This window comes from [Flexibacter] sp. ATCC 35103 (assembly GCF_001975985.1).
Lineage (GTDB): Bacteria > Bacteroidota > Bacteroidia > Flavobacteriales > Flavobacteriaceae > Flavobacterium.
In genome coordinates, this window is sequence record NZ_MTQF01000007.1 from 22,091 (window position 1) to 47,117 (window position 25,027).

At 33.3% G+C, this 25,027-nt stretch carries 23 protein-coding genes; 9 read left to right on the forward strand and 14 right to left on the reverse strand.

The features are described 5' to 3' along the window. Nucleotides 1–166: 166 nt before the first annotated feature. A complete protein-coding gene (locus BXU01_RS15230; RefSeq protein WP_083694006.1) occupies nucleotides 167–1,225 on the reverse strand; it encodes a 3-oxoacyl-ACP synthase III family protein in 1,059 nt (352 codons plus the stop codon). A 300-nt stretch (nucleotides 1,226–1,525) separates the two neighbouring features. Beyond that, the gene (gcvP, locus tag BXU01_RS15235) at nucleotides 1,526–4,375 is read right to left on the reverse strand and encodes an aminomethyl-transferring glycine dehydrogenase (protein ID WP_083694007.1); all 2,850 of its coding nucleotides are present in this window, start codon (nucleotides 4,373–4,375) and stop codon (nucleotides 1,526–1,528) included. A gap of 221 nt (nucleotides 4,376–4,596) precedes the next feature. Between gcvP and BXU01_RS15240 the strand changes: the two genes are divergently transcribed. Together BXU01_RS15240 and BXU01_RS15245 are read left to right on the forward strand one after the other, a co-directional pair. Beyond that, complete coding sequence (locus tag BXU01_RS15240; RefSeq protein WP_083694008.1) at nucleotides 4,597–5,403, forward strand: hypothetical protein; 807 nt, start codon at nucleotides 4,597–4,599, stop codon at nucleotides 5,401–5,403. Nucleotides 5,404–5,524: 121 nt separating this feature from the next. Beyond that, the gene (locus BXU01_RS15245) at nucleotides 5,525–5,827 is read left to right on the forward strand and encodes a hypothetical protein (RefSeq protein ID WP_123774072.1); all 303 of its coding nucleotides are present in this window, start codon (nucleotides 5,525–5,527) and stop codon (nucleotides 5,825–5,827) included. 328 nt (nucleotides 5,828–6,155) lie between these two features. Here the strand turns inward: BXU01_RS15245 and BXU01_RS15250 are convergent, their stop codons facing one another. The 6 genes from BXU01_RS15250 to BXU01_RS15275 form a co-directional block, all read right to left on the reverse strand. Continuing rightward, nucleotides 6,156–6,554, reverse strand: a complete 399-nt coding sequence (locus BXU01_RS15250; protein ID WP_083694010.1) for a DUF1090 family protein — start codon at nucleotides 6,552–6,554, stop codon at nucleotides 6,156–6,158. Between the two features lie 58 nt (nucleotides 6,555–6,612). Then, nucleotides 6,613–7,068 (reverse strand): SRPBCC family protein, encoded by a 456-nt coding sequence (locus BXU01_RS15255; protein WP_083694011.1) that lies wholly within the window; start codon nucleotides 7,066–7,068, stop codon nucleotides 6,613–6,615. Nucleotides 7,069–7,682: 614 nt separating this feature from the next. Beyond that, nucleotides 7,683–8,591 (reverse strand): TIGR01777 family oxidoreductase, encoded by a 909-nt coding sequence (locus BXU01_RS15260; RefSeq protein ID WP_083694012.1) that lies wholly within the window; start codon nucleotides 8,589–8,591, stop codon nucleotides 7,683–7,685. Nucleotides 8,592–8,691: 100 nt separating this feature from the next. Continuing rightward, nucleotides 8,692–9,516, reverse strand: a complete 825-nt coding sequence (locus BXU01_RS15265) for a hypothetical protein (protein ID WP_083694013.1) — start codon at nucleotides 9,514–9,516, stop codon at nucleotides 8,692–8,694. Nucleotides 9,517–9,538: 22 nt separating this feature from the next. After that, complete coding sequence (locus BXU01_RS15270) at nucleotides 9,539–10,615, reverse strand: YqjF family protein (protein WP_369819557.1); 1,077 nt, start codon at nucleotides 10,613–10,615, stop codon at nucleotides 9,539–9,541. A 73-nt stretch (nucleotides 10,616–10,688) separates the two neighbouring features. Then, the gene (locus BXU01_RS15275) at nucleotides 10,689–11,192 is read right to left on the reverse strand and encodes a GbsR/MarR family transcriptional regulator (RefSeq protein WP_083694014.1); all 504 of its coding nucleotides are present in this window, start codon (nucleotides 11,190–11,192) and stop codon (nucleotides 10,689–10,691) included. Between the two features lie 347 nt (nucleotides 11,193–11,539). Between BXU01_RS15275 and BXU01_RS15280 the strand changes: the two genes are divergently transcribed. The 6 genes from BXU01_RS15280 to BXU01_RS15305 all read left to right on the forward strand — a co-directional run bounded on the left by BXU01_RS15280 (nucleotide 11,540) and on the right by BXU01_RS15305 (nucleotide 18,561). Next, nucleotides 11,540–13,312, forward strand: coding sequence for a hypothetical protein (locus tag BXU01_RS15280; RefSeq protein ID WP_083694015.1), 1,773 nt, complete (start codon nucleotides 11,540–11,542; stop codon nucleotides 13,310–13,312). A 121-nt stretch (nucleotides 13,313–13,433) separates the two neighbouring features. Further along, nucleotides 13,434–13,847 (forward strand): DUF1842 domain-containing protein, encoded by a 414-nt coding sequence (locus BXU01_RS15285; protein ID WP_083694016.1) that lies wholly within the window; start codon nucleotides 13,434–13,436, stop codon nucleotides 13,845–13,847. Between the two features lie 145 nt (nucleotides 13,848–13,992). Beyond that, the gene (locus BXU01_RS15290) at nucleotides 13,993–15,465 is read left to right on the forward strand and encodes a hypothetical protein (RefSeq protein WP_083694017.1); all 1,473 of its coding nucleotides are present in this window, start codon (nucleotides 13,993–13,995) and stop codon (nucleotides 15,463–15,465) included. A gap of 87 nt (nucleotides 15,466–15,552) precedes the next feature. Further along, nucleotides 15,553–16,263 carry a hypothetical protein gene (locus tag BXU01_RS15295; RefSeq protein WP_083694018.1) on the forward strand — a complete coding sequence of 237 codons (711 nt, stop codon included), beginning with the start codon at nucleotides 15,553–15,555 and terminating at the stop codon, nucleotides 16,261–16,263. 107 nt (nucleotides 16,264–16,370) lie between these two features. Next, the gene (locus tag BXU01_RS15300) at nucleotides 16,371–17,120 is read left to right on the forward strand and encodes a hypothetical protein (protein WP_123774073.1); all 750 of its coding nucleotides are present in this window, start codon (nucleotides 16,371–16,373) and stop codon (nucleotides 17,118–17,120) included. Between the two features lie 178 nt (nucleotides 17,121–17,298). Further along, a complete protein-coding gene (locus BXU01_RS15305; protein WP_083694020.1) occupies nucleotides 17,299–18,561 on the forward strand; it encodes a sodium:proton antiporter in 1,263 nt (420 codons plus the stop codon). Between the two features lie 182 nt (nucleotides 18,562–18,743). Here BXU01_RS15305 and BXU01_RS15310 read toward each other — a convergent pair whose 3' ends face one another. The 4 genes from BXU01_RS15310 to BXU01_RS15320 form a co-directional block, all read right to left on the reverse strand. Continuing rightward, nucleotides 18,744–19,292, reverse strand: coding sequence for a vancomycin high temperature exclusion protein (locus tag BXU01_RS15310; RefSeq protein WP_255373780.1), 549 nt, complete (start codon nucleotides 19,290–19,292; stop codon nucleotides 18,744–18,746). A gap of 125 nt (nucleotides 19,293–19,417) precedes the next feature. Then, nucleotides 19,418–19,579, reverse strand: coding sequence for a hypothetical protein (locus BXU01_RS23680; protein WP_165689799.1), 162 nt, complete (start codon nucleotides 19,577–19,579; stop codon nucleotides 19,418–19,420). Next, complete coding sequence (locus tag BXU01_RS15315) at nucleotides 19,566–20,153, reverse strand: zeta toxin family protein (RefSeq protein WP_083694022.1); 588 nt, start codon at nucleotides 20,151–20,153, stop codon at nucleotides 19,566–19,568. The genes BXU01_RS23680 and BXU01_RS15315 overlap by 14 nt, the downstream gene beginning before the upstream one ends. A gap of 32 nt (nucleotides 20,154–20,185) precedes the next feature. Then, nucleotides 20,186–22,213, reverse strand: a complete 2,028-nt coding sequence (locus BXU01_RS15320) for a M3 family metallopeptidase (RefSeq protein ID WP_083694023.1) — start codon at nucleotides 22,211–22,213, stop codon at nucleotides 20,186–20,188. Nucleotides 22,214–22,435: 222 nt separating this feature from the next. Between BXU01_RS15320 and BXU01_RS15325 the strand changes: the two genes are divergently transcribed. Beyond that, nucleotides 22,436–23,104 (forward strand): hypothetical protein, encoded by a 669-nt coding sequence (locus BXU01_RS15325; protein WP_083694024.1) that lies wholly within the window; start codon nucleotides 22,436–22,438, stop codon nucleotides 23,102–23,104. Nucleotides 23,105–23,181: 77 nt separating this feature from the next. Here the strand turns inward: BXU01_RS15325 and purE are convergent, their stop codons facing one another. Continuing rightward, nucleotides 23,182–23,664, reverse strand: a complete 483-nt coding sequence (gene purE, locus BXU01_RS15330; protein WP_083694025.1) for a 5-(carboxyamino)imidazole ribonucleotide mutase — start codon at nucleotides 23,662–23,664, stop codon at nucleotides 23,182–23,184. Nucleotides 23,665–23,739: 75 nt separating this feature from the next. Next, nucleotides 23,740–24,894: a 5-(carboxyamino)imidazole ribonucleotide synthase gene (locus BXU01_RS15335; protein WP_083694026.1), complete on the reverse strand. Its 1,155-nt coding sequence runs from the start codon at nucleotides 24,892–24,894 to the stop codon at nucleotides 23,740–23,742. Between the last annotated feature and the right edge of the window lie 133 nt (nucleotides 24,895–25,027).

Here is a 25,027-nt window from a genome sequence, read left to right on the forward strand (position 1 = left end):
TTGCGAGGAACGAAACAATCTCTCGTTCTTGATTTTATAATTAGGTCGCAAATATACTAAAAAGTCCGCATTTTAAAATGCGGACTTTTTAGTTTTCGGTATTCAGTCGCAGTTTTCAGTTAGCAGCGTGTAAACTGAGACTGAATACTGCGACTGAAAACTATATTTAATATCTATATACAAATGCATTAACATTCATTCCTGCTCCAACAGAAGCAAAAATAACAACATCGCCTTTGTTGATTTCATGATTTTCTAATTTTCCCTGAATTAAAAGGTCGAAAAGGGTTGGTACAGTTGCAACACTACTATTTCCTAAATCATGAATACTCATTGGCATAATGTTTTCAGGAGCAGTTTTGTCGTATAGTTTGTAAAAACGGGCAATAATTGCTTCGTCCATTTTTTCGTTTGCCTGATGAATCAGGATTTTCTTTACATCATCAATTGCGATTCCGCTTTTGTCCAGACAGCTTTTCATTGCACATGGAACCTGACTTAAAGCAAATTCATAAATTTTACGGCCATACATTTTTATGTATTTAATGTCTGGATCTAAATCTGGATTGTATGATTTTCCAAAATACAAGAAGTTGGCTTCATCATTAGCAAAAGTAGCACTTTCATAAGATAATAATCCGGCTTCATCTTCAGAAGCTTCTAAAATTGAAGCACCGGCACCATCAGAATAAATCATAGAATCACGATCGTGATCATCAACAACTCTTGATAAAGTTTCAGCGCCAATTACCAGAACACGTTTTGCCATACCAGATTTGATAAAAGCATTTGCCTGAAGAACACCTTCAATCCATCCCGGACATCCAAAAAGAATGTCATAAGCTACACATTTAGGATTCTTGATGTCCAATTTATTTTTAACGCGTGTTGCTAAACTTGGTAAAATATCAGATTGATTTGTTCCTGATTTTACATCGCCAAAATTATGGGCAAAAATAATATAGTCTAATGTTTCGCGATCGATATTAGCATTTTCAAGCGCTCTCTCGGCAGCAAAAAAAGCTAAATCAGATGAGGTATGTTGATCTTCGGCATAACGGCGATTTTCAATTCCGGTAATACCTTTGAATTTTTTAATTACAACTTCGTTCGGGTAAGCAAAAGGAGTTCCGTCTTCATTTAAAAAAACATGTTTGTCAAAATCAGTATTGCTTACTTCTTTATTTGGAATATAGCTTCCTATGCCTATTATTTTTATTTTCATTATTCAATAATTATCCGATAAATTTATTGCTAAAGTATAAATAAAATCATGATAACTATCATAAAAAATACTATGCATGCATATAATTATGAAATAATAATTATTTGTGGAATATATTGTTTATTTTTTAATGATTTTTGAGTTTTACCGAGATTTCAAACGTTTGAAATAAAAGTCAGAGTAAGGTTTTTCTGTTTTCAGGTTTTAAGTTTTACATCTCAACAAAAACCTGAAACAAAAATAAACCCGACAGGTTTTTAAAACTTGTCGGGTTTGAATATATAATTCGAAAACTAATTTTTAGTTTTCCATGTAAGCTTCAATAGGAGCACAGCTGCAAACTAAGTTTCTGTCACCGTAAGCATCATCTACACGACGAACTGATGGCCAGAATTTATTTTCGGCGATGTATTCTAATGGATAAGCCGCTTTTTCTCTTGTATAAGGGAAATCCCAATTGTCAGTAGTTAACATTGCCAATGTGTGTGGTGCATTTTTCAATACGTTGTTTTTGTCATCGGCTGTTGCAACTTCAATTTCTTTTCTGATTGAAATAAGAGCATCACAAAAACGATCTAATTCTGCTAAATCTTCAGATTCAGTTGGTTCGATCATTAAAGTTCCAGCTACAGGGAAAGAAACAGTTGGAGCGTGGAAACCGTAATCCATCAAACGTTTTGCGATATCACCCACTTCGATTCCGTTTTCTTTAAATGAACGACAATCTAAAATCATTTCGTGAGCTGCTCTTCCGCATTCTCCAGTATAAAGAATTGGGTAGTGTCCTTCGAAACGAGATTTCATGTAGTTAGCATTCAAAATAGCGTGTTCTGTAGCACTTTTTAATCCTTCAGCTCCCATCATTGTGATGTAACCATAAGAAATTAAACATACTAAAGCTGATCCGTAAGGTGCAGATGAAATTGCTGTAATGGCTTGCTCACCGCCTACTTTTAAGATTGGGTTTGTTGGTAAAAACGGAACTAATTTTTCGTTTACACAAATTGGTCCAACTCCAGGTCCGCCACCACCGTGAGGAATAGCGAATGTTTTGTGTAAGTTTAAGTGACAAACGTCAGCACCAATTGTAGCAGGATTTGTTAATCCAACTTGCGCGTTCATGTTTGCACCGTCCATATATACTAATCCGCCATTGTCGTGGATTAATTTTGTGATTTCGATAATCGAAGATTCGAAAACTCCGTGAGTCGAAGGATAAGTTACCATTAAACAAGATAAATCATCTTTGTGTTCAATCGCTTTTTCTCTTAAATCTTCTACGTCAATATTTCCTTCCGGAGTTGTTTTAGTAACGATGATTTTCATTCCCGCCATAGCTGCAGAAGCAGGGTTTGTTCCGTGAGCTGATGATGGAATCAAACATACATTACGGTGACCTTCGTTTCTTGATAAATGGTAAGCACGAATCGCCATTAAACCAGCATATTCTCCCTGAGCTCCAGAGTTTGGTTGTAATGTTGTTCCGGCAAATCCGGTAATTACATTTAATTGCTGCTCTAATTTTTTAAGCATTGTGATGTAACCTTCAGCTTGTTCTACTGGTGCAAAAGGGTGAATGCTGTTCCAGTTTGGCATTGATAAAGGCAACATTTCTGATGCTGCGTTTAATTTCATTGTACAAGAACCTAATGAAATCATCGAATGATTTAATGATAAATCTTTACGCTCTAATTTTTTGATGTAACGCATGATCTGACTTTCTGAATGATGATTGTTGAAAACATCATGCGTTAAGAAAGAAGATGTTCTTTCTAACGAAGCAGGTAATTGGCTTGTAGCAGATAAATCAGCAACGGTGAACGTTTCTTTTCCTAAAGCTTCAGCAAAAATGGCAATAATTTGGTTGATGTCGTTAATTGAAGTCGTTTCGTTTAACGAAATAGAAATCGTATCAGCATCTACATAAAAGAAGTTTACTTCGTTTTTCTCTGCCACAGCTTTTACTTTTTGAGCATCTGCTTTTACTAAAATAGTATCAAAGTAAGCTGTATTGGTTTGAAAAACGCCTAATTTATTTAAAGCTTCAGCAGTTGTAACCGCCGACGCGTGAACTTTGTTTGCAATATATTTTAATCCTTTTGGTCCGTGGTAAACCGCGTACATTCCGGCCATAACTGCTAGTAAAACCTGAGCAGTACAAATATTTGAAGTTGCTTTTTCACGTTTAATGTGTTGCTCACGAGTTCCTAATGCCATACGTAAAGCACGGTTTCCGTTTACATCTATTGAAACTCCAATAATACGACCTGGCATAGATCGTTTGTATTCGTCTTTAGTAGCAAAAAAAGCAGCGTGAGGACCACCATAACCCATTGGTACACCAAAACGTTGTGAAGTTCCAACTACTACTGCAGCTCCCATTTCTCCCGGAGAAGTTAAAGTCGCTAATGATAAAATATCGGCAGCAAAGGCAACTTTGATTTCGTTTTCTTTTGCTTTAGCAACAAAAGCACTATAATCGTTTACCTGACCATATTTTCCTGGATATTGTAAAATCGCTCCGAAAAATTCATTCGAAAAATCAAAGTTTTCGTGGTTACCAACAACTAATTCAATCCCGATAGGAGTAGAACGTGTTTGAAGGATAGATAAAGTTTGTGGTAAAATTTCTTCAGAAACGTAGAACTTATTTGTATTGTTTTTCTTTTGATCACGAGTACGAACATCAAATAACAAAGCCATAGCTTCGGCAGCAGCAGTTCCTTCATCAAGTAAAGAAGCGTTTGCAATTTCCATTCCTGTTAGTTCAATAACAGTAGTCTGGAAATTTAAAATTGCTTCAAGACGACCTTGAGCAATTTCTGCCTGATAAGGTGTATAAGCGGTATACCATCCTGGATTTTCGAAAATATTTCTCTGAATTGGAGCAGGAACGATAGTAGGGTGATAACCCAAACCAATGTATGATTTGAATACTTTATTTTTCTTTCCTAATTCCTGGATATGATTTGCAAATTCGTACTCCGTCATTGCAGGATCCAAATTCAAAGGTGCTTTTAAACGAATATCATCCGGAAGGGTTTCGTAAACAAGTTGTTCGATCGATTCAACCCCAATGGTTTGTAACATGTGTTGAAGATCTGTTTCTCTTGGGCCAATGTGTCTTAAAGCAAAAGCATCTGTTCTCATTTGTAGCTATCTAATTTTTTAAGGGCAATGCAATTCGCGATGTATCTTCTTTGACTTAATCAAGTGTAACACAAGGTTTATTACATTTTATAGTAAATGTGTTGTTTTTTTGTGGCGCAAAATTAAGTATTATTAATAATTTAATAGGTATTTTTAACTTCAATTTTTATGAAATTTACAACTAAAGAGTTGATTTGTTAATAATTGATTAGATTTAAAGAATGAAACTATTAAAACAGATATTCGATTTTTACCTGAATAGCAGTATTCATGTGGCTTTATCCTGTTACGCATTAGTTCGGGTTACGTTTCATGTGTTTCATATTCAATATGATGAGCCAATGGCGTTGTTTGTTTTTTTTGGAACAATTGTGGGGTATAATTTTGTTAAATATGATGCGTTGGTTCGCGTGAAGAAAAAGCCAATAGGAAATCAATTAAAAATTATCGCTGCATTAAGCCTAATTTCACTCGTTTTAGTTGGCTATTATTTCTTCCATCTCAAGCGAATTACTCAAGTTGTTTCCGTCATCATTTTTGCCATCACCGCACTTTATACACTTCCGTTTTTCCCCAATAGAAAAAATGCCCGAAACTGGGCTGGCGTAAAAATCTATATTGTGGCACTTTGCTGGGTTGGCGCAACATTAGTTTTGCCCTATATAAATGCTGAAATTCCGTTTATACCTGATTTTTTTATAAAATGCATTCAGCGATTTGTATTGGTTTTTGTATTGATTTTGGTTTTCGAGATTATTGATCTGGCGAATGACGATCCGCACTTAAAAACCGTTCCGCAAACAATAGGCGTGAAGCGAACTAAAATTTTAGGGTTCTCGCTTTTAGTTCCGTTTTGGATTGTTGGCATTTTGACATTTACCTTTCATGATCTCATAATAAATCTTATTATGGTCGTGACTTTAATGCTGTTTATATTTTTCGCAAACCCAAACCGATCTAAATACTACACTTCTTTCTGGGTCGAAAGCGTCCCAATTTTCTGGTGGCTAATGATAGTATTTTTATAAATTGTATTCATGATATTTTATGGAAGAAAACATATACTTTTTAAGATTTAAATTTACTTTTTTGCAATTTCTAGCCTTGTTTTTTGGATGGAATTTCTTCATCTGTTTTATCTGGCCTCTTATGATTGAGTCTTACTTTGGCGTTACCATATTCGTTTGTGCTTTTTCTTTGCTTTTTGCGATGGCGTTAAATAATAAATTGATTTTATGGCTGTTTTTGTTGTTTCACATCAATAAAAAGATTGTAATTATCTATCAAAAGACAATGCTTTATCTAAGTGCATATTTTGGGACTTGCGTTTTTAGCTGGTTTATGCCTCCAATGAGTATTTATGTTTTTCTTGAGCATTTATTTATCAATACCCTTACCGTTTTTTTGTATTTTACTTTTGTAATGAAGGCTACTAATAGAGAAGACATTTAATATATAATTCTCTTTCAATGCATAATGAAAAACCCGATGTTGTTTTGAACATCGGGTTTTTTATGAAGATATTTAAAATGTTATTTTGGGCGTGTTTCGCCGCGGCGAATCGGGCTTTCGGCTATATCTTTTATTCCGCTCCGCTTCATAAAAGGATACCCTCAATCCCTCACGCAAACCGTAAAATGAGAGATTTTATTTTTAAAAGAAAGTGAAAAATCAGATTAATAATAGAATTGCTTTCAGCTTTAGCTGAAGGCAATTGAAATTAATATTTTAAAAATCTGCCCAATCTGCTAAATCTGCGAGAGACAAAATCAACAATAATTTATTTTATTTTTTGTTCCGCCAAAGCTTTATTCAAATCAGCTTTCGCTTCATCTAGTTTCTTTTTTTTCTTATTGATTTTTTCTTTGCTTTCCTGATCATTAATTGCTTTGTTCAGATCATCAGTTCTTTCCTTAACTTTTTGTTGTTTTTCTTTTACCTTTTTGTCAAGATCAGTAGTTACGGTTTTAGTCGTACAGTTTTTCTTGGTTTTCGAAATAGCCTCTTCAACTCCCTTTATTTGGTTTTGATTACCGGCTTTTTTAGCAGCGACCAATTTAGTGTTCAACTCACATAATTTTCTTTCGCATCCTTTTAAAGTTGCACAATTACTCTGTGCAAATCCTATAAAAGAAATGGCGAAGAATGCTATCGATAAAATTTTAGTTTTTAAAGTCATAAGTTTATTTTTAATGTTTTATAAGGATTGGAATACTTGTAAATGTAAGAAAATTATTTTAAAACTTGTTTTCAGCTACTTCTTTCAGTGTTTTATTTCTTTCTAAAAGAAAGTGTATTAAATGCTTCTTTAAAAATAAAGAATCAAATACTTTCCCTAATATCCCAAACGGAGTTTCATATTGCATTTTATCTTTCATGATCGTGACGCCATTTTCTTCTTCAAAAAAATGTTCATGCTTAAAGAACTTGAATTTTCCTTCTTCCATTTCATCCACAAAATAATCGTAAAAGTTCATTGCTGTTATTCGGCTTTTGTGTGTGAGATAAAAACCAAAATGTTTGCCACGCCAGGTTACCGTTTCGTTTAAATTAATTAAACCAGAAGTTATTCCGGCAATTGCAATTTCATTTGATTTACTCGCAGATTGCTGATGAATATCAATATTTCGTGATGCATCAAAAACAATATGTTTGGACGCTTTTATTTTCGTGGTGAGATTGATTGTTGTCATAATTAGTTAGAATATTTCAAGCCCCAGAGGGAAGACATATTTATATAAACATAGTAGAAATTAGATTTTTGAGCCCCATCGTCGTGATATTTATTGATTATTATTGAAAATATATCGCTCCGCTGGAGCTTTGTGTAGGAACGTATTATGTTTTTTCTATAAATATTTTGCTCCGCTGGAGCATTACATAAAAATTTTGTACGTCTAGTTTTAAGTCCCAAAGAGATGACATATTTATAGAAATATAGTAGAAATTAGATTTTTAAAACCAGCGAGGGGATATATTTATTGAGTATTAAAGAAAATATGTCGCTCCGCTGGAGCTTAGGAAGGAATGTATTATGTTCGTTCTATAAGTATTTTGCTCCGCTGGAGCAATACATAAATATTTTGTACGCCTAGCTTCAAGTCCCATAGGGACGACATATTTATAGAAATATGTAGGAACATATAATTGAGCCCCAGCGGGGTGATATATTTATCTAGTAGTATAATCAAAAATATATCGCTTTGCTGGAGCTTAGAGAAGTACGTATTGTATTTTTTTTTATAAATATTTTGCTCCTCCGGCGCTATAAAATTGAGGTTTTACTTATCTATCCTTGACTAAATTCTTAACGCAATAAATCTCGAAAAGCCTTATCAATATTCCCAAACTTAAATTCAAATCCATTTTCTAAAAGTCTTTTCGGAATTACATTTCTGCTTTTTAAAACCAGTTCCGTTTCTGTTCGAATAAAGAAAGATCCAATTTCCAGAAAAAACTTATTCATCGGAATCCCGAAAGGAAAACCAACTGCTTTTCTAAGTCTTTGCATAAAATCAGCATTGCGAATTGGTTGCGGAGAAACAATATTTATGACGCCGGTAATTTCTTTCTCAATAATAAAATCAATTGCATTGACAAAATCATCTTCATGAATCCAGCTTGTAAACTGATTTCCTTTTCCTTGTTTTCCTCCAAAACCTATTTTTGCCAAAGTTTTAAGCGGAATAAAAGCGCCGCCATTTTTACCTAAAACTATAGAAGTTCGCAAAGCCGTTTTTAAAGTATTTGGAGTTTCGGTTTTAAAAAAAGCTTTTTCCCAAGACAAAGCAACATTTATAGAAAAGTCATTTCCAATTTCACCGTTAACCTCATCCATTTCTTTATCTAATGAAAAGCGATAGATTGTTGAGGTAGATGAATTCAGCCAATGTTTTGGTGGTTTTTTGCATTTTAAAACTGCCTCATTTAAAACCTTTGTACTTTTAATTCTAGACCACAAAATTTCTTTTTTGTTTTCTTTTGTATAGCGGCAATCAACAGATTTTCCTGCAAGATTTATTAAAACTGTTGCGTTTTCCAGTTCCTTTTCCCAACCCGAAAAACTTTTAGCATTCCAGTTTACATATTTTATTCCGTCAATTATTTGAGATTTTCCTCGGGTCAGAATTACAATTTCTTCAAATTTATTTTTGAAATGATTGACTAAAGCCTGTCCTAAAAAACCGGTTCCGGCTGCGATTATAAGTTTTGTCATCAGAGTACTATTTTTATCGCCACGAATTCACGAATTTTATAAATTGGGAATTAATTTTATTCTATGCGAATATTAATAATTCGTGAATTCGTGGCTGTTTTTAATTTAAGATTAAGGCTAAAGCAAGAATTCGATATAAAATCCAGGTGTAAGATAAATAAAATGGAAGTTTTAGAATTTTAATTCTTCTAAAATGTTCTGTAAACATGATCAAAACCGTTATCGCAAACCAACCAAAAATGAGAATTGCCGGAACAATTATAAACTGACTTATAATTAAAATTGGTACTAAAATTAAAGAACCCATTAAAGAAACAGTCATTAAATTTCCTGCATAATTGATGATCGTTTTTTTATCAAGTTTTAATTTTAAAAGAAATAAGCTTTGAAAAACGATTTGACCAAAAGCTAAAGCAACTTCTCTAACGATACTTGTTTTGGGTAAAACAGGAATCAAATCAGAATATCCAAATAAAACAAAAGTCGTTATCGTTAAGGCAAATGCGATAAAAAGAAAACGGTATTTGTAATTGAAATCCGGAACGCATTGTAGCTTGTTTTCTTCCTTTACATTTCCGAGAATAATTACCTTTCTATTATAAGAAACAAAAGAATACATTTTTCTGAGGATAAAATGAATAGGTTTTGTTATTGCAATTTTTTCAATTACAGGAAAAGAAAATCCCACTACTTTTATCAAACTATCAATTCCGTACGTAACGGTTTTGGTTTCGTTATCAACCAAAGCTATTTCGTTTGTTGCCCGTTTTAAGTCTATAAAATTTTGTTCTTCGGCAGATAATTGGCAATAAGATTTTCTTCCGTTTTCATCTAACATTCCACTTTTTACAAATCCGGTTGTGTATAAACTGCAAAGCGGGCAATCTTCATCATAAAGTAAGGTTTGATTTTCTAGCGTTTTCATGATTTTTGGGTTTTAAGGATCATCAAATTGATTGGTAAGTTTCTTCTAAAACAGGAATTATTTGCAATTTTCTTTTATTTTGAACGGTAATCTGGGAACCTTTTGCCAGAAAAACTGAAGTTGGTTTTTTATTTTGAAGGAATTCAAAATCAGTTCCGTATGTTTCACTGAAATTAATATCAACGTTATGATTCAGGACTTCAAATTGTTCCCATCTCGGATGTTGAACTTCATATTCAAAAGTGGTTTCGTCATCAATTTTGGTATATCCAAAATAATGTTCTGTAATAAATTCGGCTTCAGAATCAATTTCAATTTCGCTAAGATTATTTCTGGTTTCTAACTCAATTGTATTCCATTTGTTATCACTTTTCCATTGGTAAATAAAAGTATTCGTATTTTCATTTTCAATGATTTCATGTCGCATTTTCTGCGTCTCATAATGTTCCTGATATAATGTGTTAGCAATAAAGGTAATGGCGCTTTTAGGAACAATTTCTTTAATAAAAACGACACCACGTTTCCATTCGCCATTTTCGAAACGTTTAACATAGAATCTTAAATTGACTTCTTCAAAATTGATATGAAAAGGTACTTTTACTCCCTGAACTTTTGTGTTTTTAAACATAAAACCAACTAAGCTTACATAACATTTGTTGTCCCAGATATCTATTTCAGTTCCCGCAGGAAGATATTTTTCTAAAACTTCACTGTCAACTTCATAATTGAAAATGGCTAAGTTTTGCCATTCGGCTTGTAGAAATGATTCAGAATTAATATTTGCTGTAAAAAAATAGAAGTAAGTTGCGATAGCCATTGGAAGTATAAAAAAACAAAATAAGCTACCTGCAACATATTTAAGTTTGAAATTGATTACAATTAAGAGGAAAACTGCTATTACTAAAATCCAGTAAATAATGAGTTTTGTTTTTTTGCTTTTACTTAATTCATCCCTTCTCACAAGTAGAGTAAATCCTATTATTAGTTGTACGATTCCCATGATAATTTGAAACATCATACCGAAATAAACCAAAAGGTAAAGAGCAAGTGTTGTAAAATAGAAGACTTTATTGATTTTGTGTAGTGTATTGAATGTCATGGCTTGATTTTTGTTTGTTTTAAACTTTCAGAAAAAAATGAAAGTTTTGATTAAATTTTTTTACTTTGATATTTTACTTCATGATTTTCAAAACCAGTTTTCCCAACCAGTTTTCATTGAATTCTGTCATTTTATCTAACATGTTATCTGCTTTTAAAACAAAATCATACAATTTAGTAGTTTGATCCACAAAATGTTTTTCTTCGGCTGTATCTTTTGCTTCAATTGTCGAAACTTCTTTTAGTATTTTAAGGGCAGGTTTAATTTCTCTCTTACTTCTTTCTCTTGAAATTTTCACCGCTAATTCGTCAAGATCTTTTTCGGCAGTAAAAAACTCTCTTCTTTCTCCGGCTTTGTATTCTTTGTACACAATTCCCCAATCCATTAATGCTCTTAGGTTCATGCTGGCATTTCCGCGCGAGATTTGCAATTCGTCCATAATGTCTTCCATAGAAACAGGTTCGTTCGAGACCATTAATAAAGCATGAATCTGTGCCATGGTTTTATTAATTCCCCATTGAGAACCTAATGCTCCCCAGGTTTGTACGAACTTATTTTTTGCTTCTTTGAATTCCATAGATCAAAAGTAAGTAAAAGTTTTTAAACTTTCAAAAATAAATGAAAGTTTATGGAGTCGTTTTTTATTATTTCATTAAAATCATCCAAAAACACGTGTTTCTACTTGCAAAATTATTCTGTGTCATTCATTATCTCATTCATACCTAAAAATTTCTGTCCTATAACATTTTATTCAAAATGACTTTGTATTTGATATAGTTTTGAAATAGAAATAAACCAAATATATTATTTAAGGCATCTTTTATATTTTTTATAATGTGTTGTTATTTAGTTATTTGAATTTTTATTCTTGAAACAACAAAACCAAAAACAAACCTCAAAAAATAAACTAAAAAACTTAATCTCATGAAAGACTTATCTTCTACAACATGTGTCGATCCTATATCAGAATCACAATATCCAGTTCTGGAGTCTTTTACAGGCTCTCAGCCAATACTGCCACAGTATTGGGAATGTACTTGCTTGCTTCATCCTTTTAGTCCTCTTCAGAGTAACAGTACTGTTGCGGATAAAGCGAGTCCGTTTTTTGAAATTTGCATTGCAACAGTTTACTATGCAGCAGGAATTGGATTAAATGCTTTACTGGTGGGAAGTTCAGGAAGAAGATGGTGGTATAATGTAACTCCTTCGCAAACGACAGTATCTACAGACGGAGTTAATTTTGTGCCTGTAGATATGGGCTGGACAGTTCCTACTACAAATTGGTTTGGGAACGAAAGTGGAAATGCTAATTGTGCTGGAACCAGTTACTTAAACTGGATGGAAGCGCAGCAAGTGAACTGGTGGAAAATTCCGGTTGGCAGCAGCACTCCGGCGCCCGCTACATGGATGTGGTTTGATAGTGTATTTAATTTGCCGGTGCGTCTTATGTTTGGTCAAGGTCCTGTTGCTTCTCCTACAATGGGAGATGTCAATCAACTGGCACTTTTTCAAATGTTTTCTTTTAGCTATTTTTCTTCTTTTCAAGGATTATCGAGCAATCCTTTAAGCTCACCTTTAATAGATCCGGTTATTGCTGGTTTTTCATTTGGAAATCCTAACAATTATGAATTGTTTGAATGGAATACAAATTTTGGAATGACTGTTTTTATGACGCCAGTTAATGAACAATTCAATCCGTTGCCTACAAGGGTTTTATATAACTGGGCAGCTGATAATGAATATAAAGTTTCTTCAGATAGGAGTCAAAGTACTCTGATGAAAAATACCTATAATAAAATAGGTCCAAATGATCCATTTACTTCGCAAGTTGCGCTTCTTACCGGACCATCTCCTTTAGGAATGACTCCCCCGCCAAACAGTCGTGCAGGTTTTATAATAAATTATTCAGGAGATGAAATAACGAAATGTGTTGGTTTCGCAAACTTTCCGTTTCCTCAGGAAGCACCAAATTGGGTTCAGATTCCGGCGGTAGGAGGCAGTATTCAGGCGACTATTTTAAATAATCCTGTGCTTTGTCCAAATAATCCGGTTACCGTTTTAGGGGTGCTTTTTCCACCTTCCGGAACTAACTATCCTGATTCTACTTATTTATGGACTTGGTATAGTCCTCTTAATGCAAGCGGAAGCAGCAGCAGACCGGTGACTTTTATGCAATCACAATCAGGCGTAGGTTTGGGAACTAGTCTTGCCCTAGCAGATTATTTTGATTATGTAGAATTCACAACGCCAATTCCCCCTTGCAATTTTGCAGTTCCGCCGACTGATTTTGAAGTCGCAGCTGATCCAGCTCCAAATACTCCAGCGAATCCAAATCCTAGTTATCCATGGTTTGACACGGGTATTAGAATGAATGCGAGTACAGTTGCAAGCATTTCTTATTTAAAAGGTTTATGGACAGCAAACCCAAATGATAATAATGGTCAGTTATACAATGCAAATGGAAATCCAACATATATCAATGCAAAGCCAGGCTATACGATGCCCAACGAAAACGAAGGTGCACTTATAGGTAAAATAGGAGAAACTGTTTTTCTTGTAGGTATGGGAGTTACTACTCCGGCGGGTCTTGTTGGAAAATTGGAACTATGTATCAATGATGATTTAAACGGAGAATATGGTGCCGGATTAAGTGATAACATTGGTTCTATAACAGTACAAATAACAGTTGGATTCTAAAATTAGAGTGTTACGATATTATAATAGCGAAAGCTTAAAATAAAAGTGGAGCAGAAACCACTAAAAAAAACGAGGCGTCACCGAAAAGCCTTACGAGTAGGAAAACCTAAATCAAAAAATTATGTCAGATTTATTAGCAGGTGCTTATTTAGCAACAGGCAAAATTGGAAATGTAGGAACACCAGGTGCTCCAATCGCAACATTTAGTTTAGTAGTTGTACCATCACAACATTCTGTTTCTGGTACAGTAGTAGTTACTCAGGCTATACAAGGACCTGATAGCCATATTGTTATTCCTGTAACAGGAAAAATATATGCAACAGGGTTAGGAAAGGTTACTCAAGTAGTTAGTCTTCAGGGACAATATGTTCATAGTGTTCCTCCTCCTGCAATTGGTTCTTTTTTAGCCACTTTCGATGCTCACTTAGCAATTGATAATGCATGGAACGGAACTGGAGGTTTTTCATATTATCAACATACTATCGAAAATGTACCAGTTGCAGCAACTAAAAACTTAGAGTTAGCTCAAAACTAAAATTCTCCCCAAACAATTCAACAGGATAATAAAAAATTTCCTGACTCGATAAGAGTTTTGATTTAAAGATCGCCTGGTTGTAGGCGGTCTTTTTTATTAATTCGAAAATACTTTCTTTCCAAAAACTTACTAAACCTATAGAAAAATGAAAAAAAAATACGTTGTTATTACACTGCTGCTTCTGGTTGTAATAGCAGTTGGCCTTTGGTTATTTCTCTTTAACAGAAATACCGGAATAGAAAAAGATGGAGTATTCTCTACATATACCAGCACATCTGCAGCTTGTAATTGTGAAGAAAACTGGTTTCCTCATGAACAAACTCCGCCACCTGCAGAAGGCGACGGAAGTCCGTTTGACAGCAAAAGCACTACAAACTGTATTTTCCATCAATGGTCGTGGCAAAAGTTTTTATGGCTCACGAAACCATTGCCAAGCGGAAATCCTTTGTTTTTAGATTCTCTTACTGTTGTAAGTCCTGAAATGGAACGTGTAAATCCGCAATTGGGTTTAAAACTAGTTTTAAGTTCTTATAATCAGGCTGGACCTGAAGGGGTTTTGGTTTCTAACCCAAAAGTTAATCCTGGACAAAGTGTTGGTGATACGGTATTTTATTCAATTCATATTAATAATACGTTTATGGATAAAGCTGTTTTGGCAGCAGCTTATATAAATAGCGGAAAAACACCTTATTCTAATCTGGAGACGTTTCCTGTTGGTTCACTTGAACTAAAAGTTTCATGGATTAATACAGATGCAATTGCAAAAGAAAAACGTGCAGATTATTTTACCACTAAAGCAGCTGTTAAAAATAAAAGCGGACAGTATGTAATAAAAACAATGGCATTATTAGGAATGCATGTTGTAGGCTTAGTAAAAAATCATCCTGAATTTATCTGGGCAACTTTTGAGCATAAAGACATGGCTCCGGTTTATGACTGGAAGAATAATAATGCTACAGCAGCAACTGAAAAGTTACTGTATGAAAAAGGAAAAACATCAGGATTACAAGCTATAACCTGGGATACTATCACGAAAAAACCATTTACTCAAAATAAAGCTTTTGTTCTTTATGAATACGGAGTTCCAAAGGTTTTAGGAACTGATAAATTTATGGAAACAAGCCAATCAGAACCTGCGAATTTTGATAATATTGATACCATAAATAAATGTGTAACAGGAAAATTGAAAGATGTTTTTAGAAATTATTTTTATAACGGTTCTATTTGGCTAGACACAGACGGATTATCTCCTGAACAGCAGGCAAAAACAATTGTAACAAATAAAATTTCAAGTGTTGTACCAGGTGCATTGGCAAGAGGTTCTTCCAATTTAGCCAATATTACAATGGAAACTTATACACAAACCTTTAAGGACAGTATACACGAAATCAATGCGGGTAATCTGGTAAATTGTTTTACGTGTCATCAATCTAAAAATTTTGATAAAAAACGTGGTGATGGCAGATCTCCCCTGTACTTAAGTCATGTTTTTGAATCTTATTTAGTAATCACAAAACCTAAATTACTAAGTAAAACAAATGTAAAAACAAACCGCATTGAAGAGACAAAAACACTTAAACTTAAACAGTTTGATGAGTTTGTTCGTGATAATAAATAAAGAAATAAACTGTCAGTATTCAGGAAATAATACTGGGCGAAACCCGAAAAGCCTTATGAGTAGGGCCAACAAACAAATAAATAAATTATGGCAACTTTTACAACAACAATCAATCTTAATCAGGAGGATGTAAGAATTTTAAAAAGTGAAGGATATTCTCTTTATGGATTTAAATCAGTAAATGCATCAGGCGACGGATCTCCAACAGTTTGGTTTAATCTTCCGGCTGAAAAAATACTGGGATCAATAAAAATTACCTGGCAAGATGATTTTCAGGCTTATATTTCAACAAATACAATTGCTCCTAAAACCAGAATTGAAGCAATGAGCACTGTAGAAACTGATTTAGGACAATTAGTAAGTATCGAAAGAGGATCTGCTAACTTAGAAGTTAGTACTGACGGAATTCATGGTGCAATATCCTTTCTTAATAAAGACAGTCAGCGATTTTCAGTAGGAATAAGTCAGGTAGTAAATGGCAGATCAAGTATTCTTTGTGCATTTCCAATTTTAGGATCCGGATCTTCAAGAGTAATTACACCTGTACCAAAAATTGCATTGATTTTTTCTACAGAACAAATAGAAATTGGTACGGTAATTACTAAAGCAATGTCTTCTGGTGCATTCATTAACCTTAAAGATAATAATTCGCGTGTAGTTAATTATAATGTAGACGAAGGATGGAGTGCAGACGGAGGTCCATGGTTGAAAAGTTTTAATGCTTTTACAGATTTAAAAAAGTTATTAATCGAAAACGCAAGCAGAGAAGAATTAGCGCTTAGCGAAAAATTTGTATAATAACAAAACCTAATTTGATTACTCTTCGTTAAAATCTAATGAAGAGTAATTTTTTATTAAATAACAGCAATCAAAATTTGACGTGGCAAATTTCAATTAAAAAATAGATGAAGAATTCAGTAATAATTAACTTTTCTCAGCAAACAGTCGAAGCATTAAACATGGAGAGTTTTACTTTATGTTGCTTTCTTGCCTGTAAGTCTAAAAATCCTTCATTGTTTAGGCCTTTGTGTTGGAATGTTACAAAAAAATTCATGAAATCTGTTTTAATAGAATGGGAATATAATTTGAGCAGTTATGCGTCTACGAGTATAATAATGCCGGATAATGTAATTTATTTTCCTCAGCCAGAACCTCTTTTGTCTGGCTCTTTGTCCAGACTTAAAAGTATAGCAGGTTCTAATTATAAAATAAAGCTCAAAGAACGAATGCTAATTAAAGAGTATGGTGAGATTTTAATTGATACTGAAAATACCAATACCTTCGATACAGTATTGATTCAAAATGATTCTAATAGCGAATATGCTACCGGAATTTGTGTCTATAGTAATAATGATCGCAAATATTATGGCAGTAGTGTTTTTAAAACTTTTGGCGGACAAGCTATTGATGTAGCACCTGCTAATAAAATATTTTTAATGTTTAGCAATAATGATATTCAAAATAACACCGTAATACTTAATTCTGAAAATAGAGGAATACTGATTGACTTAACGGATAGTAAAGATAATTCGCGGACAGTTTCATATGATATCAATCACGGATGGGATGCAAATAAACAAGTATGGGGACAAAAATATTCACATGGCACAGATCTAAAAAAATTGCTTGTTTCTACATTAAACCAGAATGATTAATTTTTTTAAATGAACTAAATATAAATTTTGCTACTTGAACTTCATGTCTTTAAGATCTTATATGCGTTTCAGGAATTGTTTAAAGGCCATTTTTTAAGAATTGTAAAGTTATGTTAATTTAGGAAATGAAATTTTGTATTAGATAATGGAAATATATTTTTGTAAAAATCACTTTTTTATGGAATTATATTACACTTTTTCAATACTAATTGTATTGGCCTCTTTCTTCGCCTATTTAAATCTAAGATTTTTAAAACTTCCCGGAACTATTGGCATAATGATTATTGCAATGTTAGTTTCTGTAGGGATTCGTCTTTTAGGAGATTCTTATTTTCCTGCTACTACAAAACATTTTTTTGAATTGATAAAAGAATTTGATTTCAACGAAATCTTAATGGGGGCGATGTTAAATTTTCTTTTGTTCGCAGGAGCATTGCATGTAAATATGTCTGATCTTAAAGAGCAAAAAGTTCCTATTATGATTTATTCTACAGTTAGTGTTGTCTTGTCAGCATTAATTATTTCTGTATTGCTTTATTATATTGCGCCTATTTTAGGAATAAAAATCCCTTATATATTTTGTTTAGTTTTTGGAACATTAATATCTCCAACGGATCCAATCGTAGTACTTGGTGTTTTAAAACAAGCAAAAGTTCCAAAAAGAATAGAAACCAAAATTGTTGGTGAATCTTTGTTTAATGATGGAGTAGCAGTTGTTATGTTTGCTGTGGTTTTAAAAATGGCAACCGATCCTGCATTTGACATGAGTTTTGGTTCTATCGCATGGTTGTTTGCAAAAGAAGGAATAGGCGGACTTTTATTAGGAGCTGTTTTAGGATATACGGCATCGAGAGTTATGAAGAAAATCGATGACTATAAGGTTTCGGTACTTATAACGCTTTCTATTGTAATGGGAGGATTTCTTATTGCTCAAAGTTTACATGTTTCAAGTCCGTTGGCAATGGTAGTTGCTGGATTGATTATTGGAAATTATGGAAAAAAAGTTGCTATGAGCGAAGTAACTCAAGATTACTTAGGGAAGTTTTGGGAACTTATTGATGAAATATTAAATGCTATTTTATTTTTATTTATTGGCTTTGAATTGTTATTGTTACCAGATTTAAATAAACAATTGCTAACGGGTTGTGTCGCTATTTTTATAGTGCTGTTTTCTAGAATTGCTTCTATCGTTTTGCCTTGGAAATTCTTCGATATATTTAAAATTTTCGGTATAAAATCTGCCTACAGCAAAGGTTCTTTAATGGTATTAGTCTGGGGAGGAATTCGTGGTGGAGTTTCTATTGCATTGGTACTTTCAATGCCTGAAGGAGAATATAAAAATCTGTTGCTGGAAGTAACCTATATCGTAGTATTATTTTCGATTGTAGTACAGGGACTTACCGTTGGAAAATTAGCAAAAAGAGTTTTAGAGAAAGAATAAAGAAAATAGATCTAAGAGAATAGAAAATATAAAGAATAAAGACTTATTTTAAAAATTGAAAAAGGGCTGTCTCAAATCGAGTCAGCCCTTTTTTAGCTGCTCCGGCGGAGCAGAATATTTATAGAAAAAGGATTACAACGAAACAAAGCTCCGGCGGAGCGATATAATTAGCCTGATCATTTTTATCGTTTGTCTTCTTTAGAATAATTTGAAACGCCATTAATATCAATAGAATTCCCTAAAAAGCGAGGTTCCCTATTTCTTAAAACATCAAAAAACGCTTTAAAAATAGACGCATATTCTCTAAAGGTAACATATTTATATCCCGGATATTCTCCCTCATTTGCAGAATAACCAACACATTTTATCCCAAGTTTTTGCCCTATATAAATGGCGCGGTTTAAATGATATTCCTGAGAAATTAAAGTGGCCTTTTTTATCTTAAAAACATGCTTCGCACGATACATTGTCGAATAAGTATCGAAGCCGGCATAATCAATGAATATTTTGGTTGTATCAACACCGTTTCTAAAGCAGTAATTTTTCATTACCGTTAGTTCATCATATTCGTGTTGTCCATTATCACCCGAAAGTAAAATTTTATTTATTCGGTTTGATTTGTACAATTGAATTCCTGCGTCAAGTCGATCTTTTAAATATTTACCTGGCTGATCTCCGCTTATTCCCGCTCCAAAAATAATTCCGACATCATTTTTAGGAAATTTTTTCATGGAATAATAAATATGTTTTTTAGTCGAAGATTTCACGTAATAATTTACAGAAAGAATAGCAGCTAATCCAAGAACAGAAAGGAAGACGAAAATTTTAATGTATTTTTTCAATTATATTTTATTTTTTAATCTTTAATATCAACAGCGTTTATAGTCTGAATTTTTCCATCAGCATAAACAACAATTTTTCCATTAATTTTCTTTTTGTTTTCAATCATCCTTTTTGATGAAACTTCAAGACCTGCAACTATTTTATTTTGTAATTCTTTGATTTTATCTTTTGTCATGTTGTAAGTTATTTATTTTTTTAAATAGATTTTCATCTATAATAACTGGTTCTTCATTCATTTCTTTTTCTAATATAAGAATAGGTAATCTGTTAGAATTATCAAATAGCATTACATTATCACATGCATTTAAATAAATTTTAAAAAAATTCTTAATTCCTCTTATATATCTTCTTTCAATAACATCTTCCGGAATATTATGCCCACCTTCACTTACTCTAATTATTACTCTTTGTTTTGCAAGTTCAATTGAGTTTAACCAAAAGAAAACTAATGTTACGAAATACCCTTTGCTTCTAGCTTTTTTTACAATTGAAATATAGCTTTTTGCAGAAAGAGTTGTTTCAAAAGCAAAATCAGCTTCTTTTTCTAATAATTCGCCAATACGATTTAGCATTATTCTTCCTGCTTCAAAACTTACTTTCTCAGGTTGAAAAGGGGATAATCCCTTCGCAATTTCATCTGCATTTACAAATTCTTTACAGTTCAAAATTTCGGGTAAAATTGTATATGAAGCTGTAGTTTTCCCAGCTCCATTACAACCAGCAATAATATATAGATTTTTATCTTTCAAAGGTTTTGAATATTAACAAAGATACCAAATAATCAAAGCAATCCCGCTCTCTTCAATAAAGCTTCAGGTTTTGGTTCCTGACCTCTAAAACGCTTGTATAAAATCATAGGATGTTCAGTTCCTCCTTTAGAAAGTACATTGTCTTTGAATTTTGTTGCTACTTCGTGATTGAAAATACCGTTTTCCTGGAAATATTCAAAAGCATCAGCATCCAGAACTTCAGCCCATTTGTAGCTGTAATATCCGGAAGAATATCCGCCTTGAAAAATATGAGAGAACGCGGTACTCATCGCATTTTCTTTTACATCAGGATACAATTGTGTGTTGGCAAATTGTTCCGTTTCAAAAGCTTTTAAATCTGTAATAGAAGTTGGATCTTGTCCGTGCCAAGCCATATCTAATAATCCAAAACTCAACTGACGTAAAGTTGCCAAACCTTCCTGGAAACTGGCACTTTCTTTGATTTTTTGTACATATTCAATCGGAATAATTTCTCCGGTTTCATAATGATTCGCAAACAAAGCCAAAGCTTCGGGTTCGTAACACCAGTTTTCCATAATCTGACTTGGTAATTCTACAAAATCCCAGAAAACAGAAGTTCCTGATAAACTTGGATAAGTTGTATTGGCCAACATTCCGTGTAAACCATGACCAAATTCGTGGAATAAAGTCGTTACTTCATTAAAAGTCAATAATGATGGTTTTGTTTCGGTTGGTTTTGTAAAGTTACAAACATTCGAAATGTGCGGTCTTTCGTTTACGCCGTCTTTTATAGATTGTGATTTGAACGAAGTCATCCATGCCCCATTTCTTTTTCCTTTTCTTGGGAAGAAATCAGCGTAGAAAATGGAAACTAAATTGCCATCAGCATCTGTTACTTCATAAGTGGTAACTTCTTCATGGTATTTGTCAATATCAAAAACTTCTGTAAATGTTAATCCGTATAATTTTTCGGCAACTGTGAAAGCGCCGTTTAAAACTTTTTCTAATTGAAAATAAGGTTTCAATTTTTCATCATCTAAATTAAAAAGCTGTTGTTTTAGTTTTTCAGAATAATAAGCACCATCCCATTTTTCTAATTGTTCTATTCCGTCCAGTTCTTTGGCGAAAGCCGTTAATTCAGCAAATTCTTTTTGAGCGGCAGGTTTTGCTTTAGCCAATAAATCATTCAGGAAAGAAAAAACTTTCTCCGGACTTTCGGCCATTCTTTCTTCCAGAACAAAATGTGCATGTGTTTTATAACCTAATAAATTGGCTCTTTCAAAACGTAATTTGGCAATTTTAAGGACATTTTCCTGATTGTCGAATTCATTATTCTGAAATGCTTTTGCACCAAAAGCAATCGCCATTTTTTTACGCAATTCACGATTGTCCGCATAAGTTAAAAACGGCACATAACTCGGATGATCTAAGGTAAAAATCCAGCCTTCTTTTTCCTGGCTTTTTGCTAATAATCTCGCTGCTTCAATAGTTCCTTCCGGTAATCCTGCTAAATCTTTTTCATCTGTCAAATGCAATTCGAAAGCATTGGTTTCTGCCAGGACATTTTCGCCAAATTGTAAACTCAGTTTTGATAATTCCTTATCGATTTCTCTTAATTGATCTTTTTTATCTTCGGGTAGATTCGCTCCATTTCTGGAAAAGCTTTTGTATTTTTTATCTAAAAGCGTGGTTTGTTCCGGATTTAGATTTAAGGTTTCTTTTTGATTATAAACTGTTTTTATTTTAGCAAATAAAGCGGCGTTTAATGTAATATCATTTCCAAATTCTGACAATAAAGGCGAAACTTCCTGCGCTATTTTTTGCATTTCGTCATTTGTTTCAGCCGAATTCAAATTGAAGAAAACACTCGAAAGCCTATCTAAAATGTCACCGGTAAAATCCATTGCTGCAACAGTGTTCTCAAAAGTTGGTGCTTCAGGATTGTTTACGATTGCATCGATTTCGGCTTTAGCCAAAGCAATTCCTTCTTGAAAAGCAGGAATATAATCTTCGATTTTAATTTGTGAAAAAGGGGCTGTATTATATTTGGTAGTAAATTTTGAAAGTAAAACACTCATTATGATATAATTATTTTATTAATTGAAGTCAATATTTTTGAATTCCAAAGATAGTAATTTATAAAAATCTAAACATCTAAACAAAATCGATTCTGGACATAAAATCCTCTTAAATTGTGTTATAGATATGTTATTTATTTCTGTAAGGGTTTTAAAAAGCGTAAATTGAAAAAATACGATTAGAATAAATAATGCTAATCAGAAATTGTAAAACAGAAAATGATGAATTATCAAATTGTAATAAAGAGAATTGATACAGTTAACGAAGTAGAAGGATATTGGTCTGGTGAAGATCTTGTTCAGTTATTAGAAAAATTCAATTATCCTGACGGAGCAACAGCAGACAAAGCGAGTCTGCCGGAATTGCTAGAAATGGCTATCTCGGATTACGAGCCTAACGAAGCTGCCGAAATAGTATTGAAATATAAATTTCCTGATAGATTAACCGAGGGTCAAATTGAGCAAATAGCACACAATATGTTAATTGATAAAGTTTGCGAGGAATATCCCGAAATAGACATGCAGGGAACTTTGTTTCATATCAATCAATTACTTTTTAAAGCTTATAATGGGAAATTCCCCAATGCAAAAGCGTCTATTGTTCATTTTTCTATGACTCCAACTGATGGTGAAGCACAAAAGTTGACCGCCGAAAATGTGCTGAAATTATTGAATAATGGTTTGTCTGATCGAAATCTGATCAAAAGATTATTCGAAAATCAAATCTCTCAAAATATTGCGTTTCCTGAAGCTGAAAATATTATTTGGGAATTAAATACAGAAGATAACATCAATTATAATCTGGTTACTTCAGAAAACTGGATAAATAAAGAAGATATAAATGAGTATGAATTTGAATCAGTCTTGGAAGAAATTGAAGATGAGGCATAATTTTAGTTTTCAGTCACAGTTTTCAGTCACAGTTTACATTGAAAACTGCGACTGAAAACCGTGACTAAATATAAAAACTATTTCAAACTTTCAGCTGCTTTATTAACCGCTGCTTTCAATTCTTCTTTGTAGGCAATAATAGTATCAAGTACTTTTTTATCATGACTTCCAATTATTTGTGCAGCTAAAATTCCGGCATTTTTTGCTCCGTTTAAAGCTACTGTTGCAACAGGAACTCCGCCTGGCATTTGAAGAATCGATAAAACTGAATCCCACCCATCAATAGAATTGCTTGATTTTACAGGTACTCCAATTACAGGAAGTGGTGACATCGAAGCAACCATTCCAGGTAAATGTGCAGCTCCTCCGGCTCCGGCAATAATTACCGAAATTCCGCGTGTATGTGCATTTTTACTAAAATCGAATAATTTTTCCGGCGTTCTGTGTGCCGAAACGATATCAACTTCAGTTTCGATATTGAATTGTTTTAAGATGTCGATGGCATCTTGCATGACTGGCACGTCAGAGATGCTTCCCATTATAATAGCTACTTTGCTCATGTTTTTTTGTTTGTTGTGTTTTGTTTCAGGTTTAAAGTTTTTGTAGAGACTGAAAACTGCGACCGGGACTGAAAACTATATACTTATAACTTTAATTGTATTCTTAACTTCCTCAGCAATTCTTCTTGCTTCGACCATATTTTCATTTACAATGGTTACGTGGCCCATTTTTCTGAAAGGACGTGTTTGTTTTTTGCCGTAAATGTGTGGTGTAACACCATCCCATCCTAAAATGGTTTCGATATTTTCGTAAACTACATCTCCTGAAAAACCTTCGGCGCCAACTAAATTTACCATAACTCCGGCAACTTTACTGTCCGTATTTCCTAATGGAAGATCAAGGATAGCGCGTAAATGATTTTCGAATTGTGATGTATAGCTGGCTTCTATAGAATAATGACCTGAATTGTGCGGGCGTGGTGCTACTTCGTTTACCAGAATCTCATCTTCGTTTGTTTGAAACATTTCAACGGCAAGAAGACCAACATGATTAAATTTCTCTGAAACATTAAGTGCAATTTCTCTGGCTTTTTCTGCTACTTTTTCGTCGATTCTGGCGGGACAGATTACATATTCTACCTGATTGGCTTCCGGGTGAAATTCCATTTCGACAACAGGATAGGTTTTTATTTCTCCCGATGGATTTCTTACTACGATAACCGCCAATTCGTTTTTGAACGGAACCATGGTTTCAGCAATACATTCTACATTTGGTAAATCATCCATGTCTGAAATCTGACGAATGACTTTTACGCCATTTCCGTCATAGCCAAACTCAGTACATTTCCATACAAACGGAATGGTAATTTCGCTGTTTCCAACTGATTTTTGCAAATGTTCCGGACTTTCAAATCTTAAATATGCTGCTGTTGGGATATTACTTTCGGTATAAAAATCTTTTTGAACCCCTTTGTTCTGAATCCCTTTCAAAGTTTTAGGAGAAGGATAAACTTTTAATCCTTCATTTTCTAATTGCGTTAAAGCTTCAAGATTTACCAATTCAATTTCGAAAGTAAGAACATCGACTTGTTTTCCAAAATTGTAAACCGTTTCATAATCCATCAAATCGCCTTGGAAGAATTTATTACAGGCAATTTTACTCGGAGCTTCATCACTTGGATCTAAAACATAAGTTTGTATGTCAAATTTTCGAGTGTCAGACAAAAGCATTTTGCCTAATTGTCCTCCACCTAATATTCCTAATTTAAAATCAGAAGAAAAATAATTCATTTGTAGTTGTGTTTTTGCAAAGATACTTTATAAAATAGAAATGCCAATTTATTGTGTATTGAATTGCAATTTTTCATATTAATAGTACAAAAAAAAAGATTGTTTCAAAATGTTAAATTTTTTTGAGATAACT